7 protein-coding genes and 5 pseudogenes are annotated in these 13,562 nt (G+C 44.3%); 5 read left to right on the top strand and 7 right to left on the bottom strand.

Annotated features, from left to right (window positions below; translation table 11 throughout):
* On the bottom strand, positions 1-572 hold a 572-nt coding region (locus B9T16_RS18635), incomplete at its 3' end, for a Uma2 family endonuclease (RefSeq protein WP_410245450.1).
* A gap of 131 nt (positions 573-703) precedes the next feature.
* Positions 704-1,597 (bottom strand): annotated as a pseudogene (locus tag B9T16_RS18630) (IS630 family transposase).
* A 264-nt stretch (positions 1,598-1,861) separates the two neighbouring features.
* Here B9T16_RS18630 and B9T16_RS18625 point away from each other — a divergent pair.
* The gene (locus tag B9T16_RS18625; protein WP_410245449.1) at positions 1,862-2,653 is read left to right on the top strand and encodes a hypothetical protein; all 792 of its coding nucleotides are present in this window, start codon (positions 1,862-1,864) and stop codon (positions 2,651-2,653) included.
* Positions 2,654-2,737: 84 nt separating this feature from the next.
* Positions 2,738-2,911: an NAD-dependent epimerase/dehydratase family protein gene (locus B9T16_RS18620; protein WP_014274445.1), complete on the top strand. Its 174-nt coding sequence runs from the start codon at positions 2,738-2,740 to the stop codon at positions 2,909-2,911.
* A 1,075-nt stretch (positions 2,912-3,986) separates the two neighbouring features.
* Here B9T16_RS18620 and B9T16_RS18615 read toward each other — a convergent pair.
* Positions 3,987-5,163, bottom strand: a pseudogene (locus B9T16_RS18615) (group II intron reverse transcriptase); the annotation flags it as partial.
* A gap of 1,676 nt (positions 5,164-6,839) precedes the next feature.
* Between B9T16_RS18615 and B9T16_RS18610 the strand changes: the two are divergent.
* The 3 genes and pseudogenes from B9T16_RS18610 to B9T16_RS18600 all read left to right on the top strand — a co-directional run bounded on the left by B9T16_RS18610 (position 6,840) and on the right by B9T16_RS18600 (position 8,722).
* Positions 6,840-7,013: a reverse transcriptase N-terminal domain-containing protein gene (locus B9T16_RS18610; RefSeq protein WP_410245448.1), complete on the top strand. Its 174-nt coding sequence runs from the start codon at positions 6,840-6,842 to the stop codon at positions 7,011-7,013.
* Positions 7,014-7,034: 21 nt separating this feature from the next.
* Complete coding sequence (locus B9T16_RS18605) at positions 7,035-7,277, top strand: hypothetical protein (protein ID WP_014275142.1); 243 nt, start codon at positions 7,035-7,037, stop codon at positions 7,275-7,277.
* Positions 7,216-8,722, top strand: a pseudogene (locus B9T16_RS18600) (group II intron reverse transcriptase). Before B9T16_RS18605 ends, B9T16_RS18600 begins: the two are co-directional and overlap by 62 nt.
* Here the strand turns inward: B9T16_RS18600 and B9T16_RS18595 are convergent.
* From B9T16_RS18595 to B9T16_RS18580, 4 genes and pseudogenes are all read right to left on the bottom strand, one after another.
* On the bottom strand, positions 8,685-9,869 hold the full coding sequence (locus B9T16_RS18595) for a group II intron reverse transcriptase (protein ID WP_014275303.1): 1,185 nt from the start codon (positions 9,867-9,869) through the stop codon (positions 8,685-8,687). The pseudogene B9T16_RS18600 and the gene B9T16_RS18595 sit on opposite strands and share 38 nt — an antisense overlap.
* Positions 9,859-10,461 (bottom strand): reverse transcriptase N-terminal domain-containing protein, encoded by a 603-nt coding sequence (locus B9T16_RS18590; protein ID WP_014275293.1) that lies wholly within the window; start codon positions 10,459-10,461, stop codon positions 9,859-9,861. The genes B9T16_RS18595 and B9T16_RS18590 overlap by 11 nt, the downstream gene beginning before the upstream one ends.
* A gap of 815 nt (positions 10,462-11,276) precedes the next feature.
* A pseudogene (locus B9T16_RS18585) lies at positions 11,277-11,985 on the bottom strand (ISKra4 family transposase); the annotation flags it as partial.
* A 140-nt stretch (positions 11,986-12,125) separates the two neighbouring features.
* A pseudogene (locus B9T16_RS18580) lies at positions 12,126-13,068 on the bottom strand (IS630 family transposase).
* Positions 13,069-13,562: the final 494 nt, after the last annotated feature.

The following is a 13,562-nucleotide window of genomic DNA, read 5'->3' as shown; positions in this document are numbered from 1 at the left end:
CGCTGAACATCAGGACGATAGATGGTGAACTGCTCCTCAATCAGTTCAAAGCGAATCCCTAACCGGGGACTCGTCCAGTTTTCCGCCTGCTCAATCAGTTCCAGCGAACCCGTTTGATTGCGTATCCACCCGTGAAAATCAAAACGGTCTGGGTCGAAGATATAATATTCTTCCACCCCATAGCGATCGTAAAACTGCTGTTTCTTGACCATCTCCTTGAGACGATTTCCCGGCGAGAGAATTTCAAACACCACTTGGGGAGGGATGTTCCCTTCTTCCCATTGTTTATAGGAACCGCGATTCTCCTGCGGAGACGCTTCCGGAACGCCTTTAGGTCGTCCGAACGCCACCATTATATCAGGTGCTTGACGCAGTTTATTATTGCCTTCCATGGGATACCAGAGTAAATCTCCCGCTACAAACACATTCGGATCATCATCAAACAGAATCTCTAAATTCTCTTTAATGACTACAATCCAGCGAAACTGGCGGGTATTTTCAGCCATGGGATTTCCATCAGAATCAGGGTAGATGACCTTTGTGGGTTGTGTGGGTTGAGGAGTAGTTACCATAAAATTAGACCTCTCAATTATTGAACTGGAATACACCATTGAGTCGGTGTCCATAGTTGGCTAACATTATAGCTGATTTTTTCGTCAATATTTAAGTAGGTTGGGTGGAGGTATAGCACTAGTCAATACGGTTAGGACGCAGCCTTGAGAACATAATCCATGGCATCATCGAGAGAATCAAACTGCTCACGTGCAATGGCGAATGCGGGCTTTCAACCACGACCAACATTTCTCTATCTTGTTGAGGTCTGGCGAATAAGGCCGAAGATAGAGTAAACGGCATTGAGCTGCCTCCACCAGTTCAGCCTGCCGCCCCCCTTTATGAAACGTTGCATTGTCTAGCACTAGAGTCTGACCTGGCTTCAGTGTTGGAATTAAGATGAACTCCAACCACAACTCAAACACTGTCCGATTACAACAACCCTCAAAGCTAAATGGGGCTAAGAGTTGTTGATGACACCATGGGGCCATATAGCTCACCCTGCCCTGCCTCTTCCCGGATTTGAGGACATCGAAGCGTTGTCCTTCCTCGCAGTAACCATAAGGATAATCCGAGTCCTGACTATTCATGCCGGCTTCATCGAGGTAAACCAACCCTTCCGGCTCCATATGTTCAATCTGAGCAATAAACTCCTCTCGCTGTTGCTCATCACCTTCTTGGTAGCCGTAAGTTGTTTTCTGGTGAAGCCAATTTTCTTCAAGGTTCTGGATATGGTGCCAGGAGAGATGTCGTCATCCCAAAGTTCAGCCATTTGAGCGGAGGTTTTGTCGCCATGCTCTTGGGCAAAAGCCTTGAATTTATGCCAGTCGGTAATTTGGTGGTTATGACCAGGTGGGCGATTAGGTTTAGGGAGGAAGTCGCCGGTGTGTTATTTTCTTTGCAGCCAGAGATTAATGGTGTTCCGGCTGACATGGAAAACTTGACTGGCTTCTGTTTTGGGCATACCGTCTAGTTCAATTGCATTAATAACTTTTTGTCTAAGGTCGTAACTGTAGGGGGCTGGCTTTTTGGGTCTTCTGTAGATATCCTTGCCATTATACGTCCTAAATGTTCTGTCTTGTGCTATACATTATCTAACTGGTGCCAGACGTTCAGGTATGAAATAGGGCTGAGATGCCCGAAATAACTACCTGGTGAGGGCTTCAGCCCCCCCGGCTGAATATAAGAGGCTCGCCTCTGACCGACCTCATAACTGTTTATATGTTCCTAAGTTTTTGTATCATTATGATACAGAATGAGGCAAGGAGACCCAAGGTCCAACAAACATTAATATTTAAATGGAAATGTTATGAAGCTGGAAGTTGCAATAACTTTTTTTTACGTTGAAGCACGGTTAAGTTACCTAAAAACGGTAGCAACCTCTTTAGCTTTACTAAGTGACAATATTCATGTATCGATCATTACTAACGACTTAGATAATCATCATACTATTAGACAAGCATGTGCTAGATTGGGTAATAATGTGTCTATTTATGTACCTTTTTTGTTGGGGCATCCTTATTTGCTTACATGGTGTCATTTTGAGGTGTTTCGCAGAAAATTTAAGTTATATCCAGATATAACTCATTTTTGGTATTTGGAAGATGACATCCTAGTTACGCCCGAAAACCTTGCTTATTGGCTAGATGGTCGCGAAAAGCTGAAAAATACGCCTTTTATCCCTTCTTTTGTGCGCTACGAGTACCAAACAGGTAAAGCTGAGAAATTTGTAACAGATACTGTAGCACCAGTAGATTTGAATGCTTCGCCTAGTGTTGAAGTAGCCGAAAACTACCAGTTTATTAATTTGCCAACCCCTGATCAGGGGATGTATTTATTAGATAGGGCTTTGGCGAAAAAACATTTTTTGGGGGGATCGTCTAGCCCCGATTTTGGTCGTTGGGGTATCAGAGAAAAAGCTGCACAGGGCATCACTTATTTAGAAGTGCCTAAAGGGTTTTATTCCCGTAATTTAGTAGGGGTTATAAAACAGCAATATCAGCTTGATCCGCGCTGTTTAATTCATCATTTGCCTAATAATTATGCTAACTATCCCAAGTCTAAATTTGCAAAAGTGGCTGTGGATGCTTTGTTTTTTTAAGTAGGGTATTTAGCATGCTGGCATTAGGCAATTAGCTACCTTATATCCAACTGTTTTGGGTAAGACAGATATTTATAAAACTGGATGATAGTAAAGATAACGATGAATAGTCACCTTGTGAAAAGTAATTTGTCTTGCCGTAAGCGCGTTTTGGGAACAGGTGGGGCGGGTTTTATTGGTTCTTTTTTATGTGAACATTTGTTGGCACTTGGCTGCGAGGTAATTTGTTTAGATAATTTTTTTAGTGGTACTAAATAAAATGTAGTGCATTTGCTGATTAATCCTTACTTTTGTCTTGAGCAGCCATGTCTTGGGGTTTCCCCAAGTGGAGCAACTGGCGTCACATTATCGATTAGGGGTCGAGATAGACCTCACGGTCTACCCCTCCCATTCAGAACCGGACTTGAGACTTTCACCTCATCCGGCTCCTAGTCTGATTGTGTTATGGTCGAAAGAGAAGTCACCTTCCCCAACTCCAATTGAAAACCGTGCTTGCRAGTTTCCCAGCACACGGCTCCTGATGTAGATACCCTATTTGTCAGTAGGAACAGGGCTACGACCCCCCGCTTTGTAACCTCAACTTTAGGAGCTATATACAACCTCGTAGTCTTTAAACTCGCACTCGTCATAAAACTCTTAATTGTCGCGGTCTCTATATCCACACCGTGGCTAGTGGGCATATCCTAACCATTACAGTTAGGCATTAGCTTTCAGCCACATCCTTTCCCCTTAAAGGTATACGCTTACACTTTTCACTACTGTGCAGGTACATCCTGCCGAGAGCCTAAAAGGGGTTTAAACGTTCCGTTTATACGGGCATTCCATCTTTAGACTTGTCCTGTCCACCGGGGTAATTTTAAAGGTCTGTGTAGGTAGTAAAGAGAAACCCCTACTTTTCCCCTTGCTCTTTTGAGCGCAGCGTGTCAACCTGTTTCGCTACCTTCTTATGACGGTGGTTCAAGTCGGAACATTCAGATTTCCTTAGTTATGGATGGTTGGCAGTGGTCGCATATGGTAGTAGGTTCTACTTCACGCCTTCCGTTCCCCGCTTCAATCCTGGGGTTATGATTCCCAAAACTGGGGGTGGCTATCGCCGTTACTCTCAACTTCATGCTATACTAGGTGGGTCACAACTCCCACCGTTCAAGCGTTCTGTCTTGACCTTGAGTCCCCTGCCTTGCTTAGATTTCTCTAAGCGTCGGGACATATAAACAGTTATGGGATGGTCAGGGAAGCGACTCCCTATATTCCACCAAGGGGTGGAAGTCCCACCGGGCAGTTATTTCGGGTATTGCAACCCTATGCGCGTGCCTGAACGTTTCGCACCTCCTTGTTAAGAGTACAGCAACCTCTCWTYRTCMAGAGCTGTTTTATCATCGCGGGTGTGGCGRTGCAAYAGTTGRAGGTTYTTRTATTCATCCTTCCCGCCTTGACTTCTTGGATGTATGTGGTCTACCTCTAATAGGTCTGATGGGGTAAAGAATTGCCCGCACCAGGTACACCTGCCTTTTTGCTTCTTGAGTAGTTTTGCTACTTTGTTTGGCGTGTCGATTGCTTGTCCTTTCCTGGTTGCCCAGTACGTCCAGTTTCCGTCGTATGGTGTTGCGTCAGGGCGTATTAGGGTGTGTCTGACAATTGGAATCCAATTATGTTTCCATAGTTGGTATCCATCTTTAGTCTGAAACAACCAAGATTCGTGTCTTTTTCTCCCATTGCTAAGTTTAACCGTTTCATGTCTGAAATAGTTTCTTAGCTTTTCATGTAGGTTTGCCCTTCCACATCTTGATACTGTCCATGCCCTTAACATTAACCAGACTTTGTGGTCTAATTTATTGAAGGTCTCTGTTGAGACTACTGCTGAATAATAGTTTGACCATCCCTTTATGATTGGGTTTAGTTTGCTGATAAGAGCTGATTGGGGTGCTGTTTTATGTTTTTTTTATTACACCCTTAATCACTTCTGTATGGGCTTTGACTGCTTTATTGCTGGGTTTGCTTAGAGTTTTGTGTTCGATTAATCGGCTTGCCATTCCCCCTGTTTTCCCAGATTTATGTTTTCCTACTGGATATTGCCTGATATTGAATCCTAGAAAATCAAACCCTGGTTCTTCTGTTTTGCCATCGTACTCAATAGGTTTGAGTGTATGACAGATTCGAGTCTTTTCGGGTTTAATTTCCAGTCCTACAGGTTTTAACCATTCGGAAATAGCAGTTTTGCACTGTTTAATGATGTCGAGTGAATGTGATATTACTACGAAATCATCTGCGTATCTTACTACTGTGGCTTGTACCACGTTCTTCTTCTTATGATACATTGTTTCAATTAGCCTAACCATTCCCAACAGTGCGATGTTGGCAAGGAGTGGACTTATTACCCCTCCTTGAGGTGTCCCTGCTTCTGTATCCTAAAATACACCATTATCCAAAACACCTGCTTTTAACCATTGTTTCAGGTCTCTTTTCAGGCTGCTTGGGCAATGAATTTTGGACAGTAGGTAATCATGGTTCACGGTAAGAGCATTTTGTTAGGGGTCGAGATAAACTTCACAGCCTACCCCTCCCATTCAAAACCGTGCTTGCGAGTTCCCCAGCACACGGCTCCTGATGTAGATACCCTATTGTCAGTAGGAACAGGGCTACAACCCCCCGCTTTGTAACCTCAACTTTGGGAGCTAAATACAACACGTAGTCTTTAAACTCGCTTTCGTCATAAAAACTCTTACTTGTCGCGGTCTCTATATCCACACCGTGACTAGTGGGCATATCCTAACCATTACAGTTAGGCATTGGCTTTCAGTCACATCCTTTCCCCTTAAAGGTATACGCTTACACTTTTCACTACTGTGCAGGTACATCCTGCCACTTGAGAGCCTAAAAGGGGTTTAAACGTTCCGTTTATACGGGCATTCCATCTTTAGACTTGTCCTATCCACCGGGGTACACTTTAAAGGTCTGTGTAGGTAGTGAGTTGAGACTCCTACTTTTCCCCTTACTCTTTTGAGCGCAGCGTGTCAACCTATTTCGCTACTTACTCATTACGGTGGTTCAAGTCGGAACATTCAGATTTCCTTAGTCATGGATGGTTGGCAGTGGTCGCATATGGTAGTAGGTTCTACTTCASGCCTTCCGTTCCCCGCTTCAATCTGACGGGTTATGATTCCTCAAACTGGGGGTGGCTACCGCCGTTACTCTCAACTTCGCGCTATAATAGGAGGCTCACAACTTCCTCTGTTCTAACGTTCTGTCTTGACCCTGAGTTCCCTGCCTTGCTTAGATTTCTCCAAGCGTCGGGACATATAAACAGTTATGGGATGGTCTAGGGATAAGAATGAGAGTGCGTCTCCCTATATTTCACCAAGGGGTGAAAGTCCCACTAAGAGGTTATTTCGGGCATTGCAGCCCTATTTCACTCCTAAACGTTTCGCACAAACCCCTTGAGTATAACGTAAGGTTGAGAGTAACGGCGGTAGCCACCCCCAATTTGAGGATTCACACTCAACGGGTTGAAGCGGGGAACGGAAGGCATAATAGAGGAACCTACCTCTCACTCGAGCACTGCCAACCATCCATGATTAGGGAAACCGAATGTCCGGCTTGAACCATATGTAATGCGTCAGTAGCGAAATAGGTTGATACGCTGCGCTCAAAAGGGCGAGGGAAAAAAAGTAGGAGGCTGCTATAACTACCTACACAGACCTTTAAAAGTACCCCGGTGGATAGGACAAATCTAAAGATGGAATGCCCGCATAGATGGAACGTTTAAACCCCTCATTGGCTCTCAAGTGGCGGGATGTACCCGTGGAGTAGTGAAAAGTGTAAGCGTATRCCTTTAAGGGGAAAGGATGTGGCTGAAAGCTAATGCCTAACTGTAATGGTTAGGATATGCCCACTAGCCACGGTGTGGATATAGAGACCGCGACAATTAAGAGTTTTATGACGAGTGCGAGCTTAAAGACTACGAGGTTGTATATAGCTCCTAAAGTTGAGGTTACAAAGCGGGGGGTCGTAGCCCTGTTCCTACTGACAAATAGGGTATCTACATCAGGAGCCGTGTGCTGGGAAACTCGCAAGCACGGTTTGGAATTGGAGTTGGGGAAGGTGACTTCTCTTTCGACCATAACCAGTCAAATTAGGATCCGTATGAGGTGAAAGTCTCATGTACGGTTCTGAATGGGAGGGATAGACCGTGAGGTCTAGCTCGACCCCTAATATCCCTTGGGCGAAAGTCCAGAGGAAAGTTTTCAAGCTCCAAAAGAGGATATTCCAAGCAGCTAAATCGGGACAGGACGCGAAGGCAAGAAGGTGGCAACGTCTATTGGTAAAGTCATATGATGCCCGACTCTTAGCAGTGCGGCTGTAGGGGCGGGTTCCACGGTCAGCCATGCTTCCCAACAGTCAGCTTAATAAACCCGCCCCCCAAGCGGGTCAAGGCAAGAAAACGGCTGGAGTTGATGGAATGAGAGCAATCTCTCCAAGACAAAGGTTTGAACTTGTGGAGAGCATTAAGGGAAACCTCAAAGCAAAACCACTGCGACGGGTGTGGATTCCAAAACCCGGCAGGGATGAAAAAAGCTGGAATAGGAATACCCACAATCCAAGACAGAGCAAGGCAAGCCTTGGTTAAATCGGCTCTCGAACCTGAATGGGAATCGAGATTTGAAGGCACAAGCTATGGGTTCCGTCCCGGACGGTCAGCCCAAGATGCAATTGGTATAATTTACAGTGCCATAAATCAAGGACAATACTATGTTCTCGATGCAGATATAGCAAAATGCTTTGACCGAATAAACCATGATTACCTACTGTCCAAAATTCATTGTCCAAGCAGCCTAAAGAGAGACCTAAAACAATGGATCAAAGCGGGCGTGCTAGATAACGGCGTTTTCGATGATACAGAAACAGGGACACCCCAAGGAGGGGTAATAAGTCCAATACTCGCCAACATCGCACTGTTGGGAATGGTTAGGTTCATAGAGACAATGTATCCTAAGAAAGCAAACAGAGCGCAGGCTACTGTTATAAGATACGCCGATTATTTTGTAGTGATATCCCCATCACTCGAAATCATTTAACAGTATTTAACAGTGCAAAACTGCTATTTCCGAATGGTTAAAACCTGTGGGACTAGAAATTAAACCTGAAAAGACCCGAATCTGTCACACGCTCAAACCCATTGAGTACAATGGCAAAACAGAGGAGCCAGGATTTGATTTTCTAGGATTCAACATTAGGCAATATCCTGTTGGGAAATATAAATCTGGGAAAATAGGGGGAAGGACAAGCCGATTAATCGGTCACAAAACCTGCATTAAACCCAGCAATAAAGCAGTTAAAGCCCACACAGAAGAGATTAAAGGTGCAATAAAACAACTTAAAACCGCACCCCAGTCAGCCCTGATTAGCAGACTAAACCCGATTATTCGAGGATGGTCAAACTATTATTCAGCGGTAGTCTCAACAGAGACCTTCAATAAACTGGACAACAAAGTTTGGTTAATGTTACGGGCATGGACAGTATCAAGATGCGGAAAGGCAAGCCACGATAAGCTAGGAAACTATTTCAGAAATGGAACGGTTAAACTTAGCAATGGGAAAGAAAGACATGAATCTTGGTTGTTCCAGACTAAGGATGGACTCACATTATGGCAACATAATTGGACTCCGATTGTCAGACATACCCTAGTGCGCCCTGACGCAACACCATACGACGGAAACTGGACTTACTGGGTAACCAGACGAGGACAGGCAATTGAAACGCCTAATAGGGTAGCAAAACTACTCAAAAAGCAAAAAGGTAGGTGTACTTGGTGTGGACAGTATTTCGCGCCATAGGATTTAGTTGAAGTAGACCACATTGTACCTCGAAACCTCGGTAGAAAGGATGAATACAAAAATCTTCAACTATTACATCGGCACACCCGCGATAATAAGACGGCACTAGACAACGCCAACGCATTAGGGGTCGAGAATGGAGTCGCCTCCATTCCCTCCCATTCAAAACCGTGCTTGAGACTTTCACCTCACACGGCTCCTAGTCTGACTGTTCCATTGTTATGGATACAGCTTTAGCCTTGTCTAGGGCTGTCTTGTCATCGCGGGTGTGGTGGTGTAGTAATTGAAGATTATTGTATACATCCTTTCCGCCTAGGCATCGAGGTACAATATGGTCAACCTCAATTACGTCTGATGGTGTAAAGTATTGTCCACACCATTTACACTTACCTTTCTGTTTCTTGAGTAGTTTTGCTATCCTTGTTGGTGTTCCAATTGCTTGTCCTTTTCTGGTTGCCCAGTATGTCCAGTTTCCGTCGTATGGTGTTGCGTCCGGTCTCACTAGGGTATGTCTGACTATTGGTGTCCAATTATGTTTCCATAGTGTGAACCCCTCCTTGGTTTTGAATAACCAAGTTTCATGTCTTTCTTTCCCGTTGCTGAGTTTGACCGTTCCCGGTCTAAAGTATTTCCTCAACTTTTCGTGATTTATCGTGCCGCATCTTGAGCCTGTCCATGCCCTTAACATTAGCCAGATTATATAATCCAGCTTGACGAATGTTTTAACTGAGACTACGCCTGAATAGTAATTAGACCATCCTCGGATTATTGAATTTAGTCTATTTATTAGGGCTGATTTGGGTTTTGTTTTATATTGCTCAATTATCCCTTGTATCGTCTCAGTGTGGGCTTTAACTGCTTTCTTGCTAGGTTTGATGAGCGTTTTAAATCCTAGCGGTTTTCCCTGTGGGTTTTTGCCAGTCTTGAGCTTTCCTACAGGGTATTGCCTAATATTGAATCCTAGAAAGTCGAATCCTGGTTCTTCTGTTTGTTCCCCATGTTGTAAGGGGTTTAGTGTATGACACACTCTGGTTTTTTCAGGTTTGATTTCTAGTCCTACATTTCTTAGCCATTCTGAGATAGCAGTTTTGCACTGTTCAATGATTTCTATTGACGGTGATATTACCACGAAATCATCGGCGTATCTTATTAGGGTTGCTTGTTTCCTTCCCTTTTTCTTTTGGATACAGTTTTCTATTAATCTAGCCATGCCATCCAGTGCGATGTTTGCTAGTAGTGGACTAATTACCCCTCCTTGCGGTGTTCCCCTTTCTGTATCCTCAAATACGCCGTTATCCAGTACACCTGCTTTGAGCCATTGTTTGACATCTCGCTTCAGGCGACTAGGACAATGAATTTTGGACAGTAGGTAATCATGGTTCACGGTAAGAGCATTTTGATATATCAGCGTCGAGAACATAGTATTGTCCTTGATTTATAGCAGTATAGATTCTGCTAATCGCGTCGTGGGCTGACCGTCCTGGACGGAACCCGTAGCTTGTGCCTTCAAATCTCGATTCCCATTCAGGTTCGAGAGCCGACTTAACCAACGCTTGCTTTGCTCTATCTTGGATTGTGGGAATACCTAGGGGGCGTTTTTCATCCCTCCCTGGTTTTGGAATCCACACCCGTCGCAGTGGTTTAGCTTTGGAGTTTTCCTTAATGTTCTCAACAAGTTCGAGTCTCTGTTTTGGTGAAATTACTTTCACAGCATCGATTCCCGCCGTTTTCTTGCCTTGATTATCTTGGGTTACTTTCCTCACTGCTAGGAGCCTAGCGTAATATGACTTCACCAACAGACGTTGCCACCTTCTAACCTTTGCGCTCTGTCCCGATTTAGCTGCTTGGAATATACACTTTTGGAGCTTAAAGACTTTCCGTTGAACTTTCGCCCATGGGATTGCCTTCCATACGTTGGTCGTAGTCTTGATTGGACTGGGTTTCCCAAATCCTCTCTTTGAACTCGCTATCGTCATTTGTACACCTACTAATCTCTATTCCTTACTGTCAAACCGTGACCTGTTAGCATATCCCGACCATTACAGTGGGGCTTTGGCTTCTGGTCACATCTCCCCTCTTCCCGGGCATCCGCTTACATTTATCACTACTAACTTTCTCGACCAGATTGTTAGAGCCTGGGAAGAATTATGACGTTCCGTTTATATGGGCTTTTCACCTTTATATTTGTCCTGTCCACCGGGGTACTTTTAAAGGTCTGTGTAGGTAGTGTTAAAAGGCTCCTACTTTTCCCCTTGCCCTTTTGGACGTAGCGTGTCAACCTGTTTCGCTACTTGAGTTATTACGATGGTTCAGTCCGGACATTCGGTTTCCCTAATCATGGGTGATTGGCAGTGAGTGGTCTCGTTATTTCCGATACTAGGTTGTATCTCTGAGCCTTCCGTTTCCCGCTTCAGTCCTAGGGTTATGACTTCTCAAACTGGGGATGGCTATCGCCGTCACTCTCTCCGCAATTGTTAAGGAATCATTAAGATTTCCATTTTGGCGTTTTGACCTTGAGTTCCCTGCCTTGACTTAGTATCACTTTGATACAAATCGTTGGGACATATAAACAGTTGTAGGGATGGTCAGAGGCGAGTCTCTTGTATTCAATCGAGGGGCTGAAATCCTTRCCAGGCGGTTATTTCGAGCATTRCAGCTCTATTTCATGCCTGAACGCCTCGCACTGTATTCTTAACAATGGAGCAATCAGATTAGGAGCCGTGTGAGGTGAAAGTCTCACGCACGGTTTTGTATGGGAGGGGGTGAAGGCGACTTCACTCTCGACCCCTACTTCGAGCACTTCCATCCGTTGCTGCGATGTCCCCATCTCACCGACAATGTTCCACACCCCCTCATGACCATCTCCAAGACAGGTAAACTGCTCCCCTAGGGGTTGGGCATTCACCCCACTCCAGTAGTCCTTGATTATCTTTAAAGAACGCTACACCCCCTTGCTCATGAACATTTAACCCTTTGTATTCTCTCCACTCACAGGGTTGACTCTCCTCAGTGGGCGGGCGAACCATTCCTCCATCTAGGCTCAGTTCCGTGTGGGGGGTCAGTTATCTCCACCTCACACCAGTCCTCTCGCTGTACAAGGCGTTGGAGCGTACTGTGGGAGATGCTCATCCCGGTCAGTATCGTGATATCCTCTTCGGCTCGTTGGTAAGCGTTATTAGCACTAACGAGCAAGCAACACTTCTCAAAGTATGGACTCCAACGAGTCCCTGGCTTCACTTGCAGTTGTTGACCTTGAGCGGTAGTGAGGGTGAGTTTACCGAGGATGCTGGTCAGGGTGAGTTGTTTTCCACTGTGGCGGTCTGTTGCCTGGTCGATAAAAAAACTCCTAGTTGAGGCAAGACGTGCTCTTGAGTAAGAGCACGAACACTCTTCTCAATGGCTTCAAGGGCGGTGAGTTCAGCAGGGTTAGCTTCGCTGTAGAGAATGGCCGCAATCGCGTCAAGGTGTTGCTGGAGTTGAGCTGGTTTCTGAGAATCCATGAGTAGAGGGAGGGTGAGTGGTGCTTCGCTCATTATGTAGGGCTGTGGGTGAAGGTTGCACTAAGTACAATTATTCATTTCCTAACTGAGATGCACCCACTACATACTACATAAACCGAATACAGCCTTTATCTCAATCATTAAGCACAGTAACAACACTTGGTAAACCAGTTATTCAAACACTGTAAATCCACAAGGCTTACCGCCACTTCTACCAATCTCACTAATAATTACATGGTCTCCGTCCTGAACTTGCACACTAAACTTTTGAGCTGTGACCACATCATCTCTATAGGGTTAAACTCAGGGGAATACACCGGCAGATATTCTACCCTGGCTCCTACTGACTATATCATTTCTTGGACTTCTTCTCGATGATGATAATTTAAGTTATCCATTACCACTACATCTCCTTTTTTTAATTTTGGCAATAAATCTAACTTGATGAATTGGAGAAAATCCTCTTTTTTCATTGACCCTTCTAATGTTTGAGTCCCCACCACTCCGGAGAGCTTAATTGCACCAATTATTGTCATTTTTTACCTCGATAGGATTTCCGCAGTTCATAGACTTTTTTCCCTTTCGTAGCTCTGGCTAACGGTCTGCTCATCCCTACCCATAACCCACTTTCATCAATAAACACAAGCTTTTCAGGAGCCACATCTCTAATTCTTTCCCAATAATCTACTCGCGCTTTCTGTACTTCTTCAGTTACTACTTTTTCGCTCCTGTATGTTTTTTTTTGAGACTTATATCGTGCTGCTTTAAAAATCTATCTATCATGGTCGTACTGACATTTATGCCCAGCTTTTCTCTGAGCTTCTCACTATATTGCCATAAGGTCAGGTCGGGGTGGGCTTCTACAATATCTATCACGGCTTCCTCATGCTGAGATCAAATGCTTTTCTTTTTAGTGCCACACTTACGAGGAGATAAGTCTCCCGTTAATCGATACTGTTTGACCAGTCGCCTTACCGTGTCTGGACTCACCAAAAAGCGTTTCGCTACTTTTCGGATAGAAGTGTCTCCTTTTTCATAGGCTTCTACTATCTTTTTCCGAAAATCTAAAGAGTAACGGCTCATGGTAGTTGGTTGTGATAACTTATACAATAGCCATACATTATACTGTACTTTGTGTTTTGTGTAAAGGCTGTATCATAGTGATAGGTTAAACAGCAAAATTGTAGCGCTACTGGACGCTGTAGAACTTGCCGATTGTCCTACACAATTTAACGAATGTCGTCGATTCTTGGAGCTTGAAAGCACTTTTCTGGCTATGCACAATTCCTTGATTACAGCAATTAAAAAATGGTTGTAAGAAAAAATCAAGCAATAATAAAAAGCCAATAAAAATGAGCTTTAATAATGCTATAAATTTTCAATAAAATTAAATGATTTCGTCAAAACAGAAAACACAAAACCATGAACGAGAAACAAGCAAGGTTAATGGTTATCGCGGAATTAGCACGTGATATTTACACTCAATTACTGTCACGATATATCCCCTATGCTAACCAAGACACCAGGGTGAAATTAGCCGAAATCGCCCATAACACCGCTGTAGATTGTATGGCGGT

The sequence above is a fragment of the Arthrospira sp. PCC 8006 genome (assembly GCF_046480465.1).
Classification (GTDB): Bacteria; Cyanobacteriota; Cyanobacteriia; order Cyanobacteriales; family Microcoleaceae; genus Limnospira; species Limnospira platensis.
Note: the sequence above shows the minus strand (reverse complement) of the source record. Positions and strands in the feature narration are given on the sequence as shown.

Bases quoted from the DNA above. Each gene is read 5' to 3' on its own strand.
- B9T16_RS18625 (WP_410245449.1), top strand. From the start codon at position 1,862: ATGAAGCTGGAAGTTGCAATAACTTTTTTTTACGTTGAAGCACGGTTA.
- B9T16_RS18620 (WP_014274445.1), top strand. From the start codon at position 2,738: ATGATAGTAAAGATAACGATGAATAGTCACCTTGTGAAAAGTAATTTG.
- B9T16_RS18605 (WP_014275142.1), top strand. From the start codon at position 7,035: ATGCTTCCCAACAGTCAGCTTAATAAACCCGCCCCCCAAGCGGGTCAA.
- B9T16_RS18590 (WP_014275293.1), bottom strand. From the start codon at position 10,461: ATGACGATAGCGAGTTCAAAGAGAGGATTTGGGAAACCCAGTCCAATC.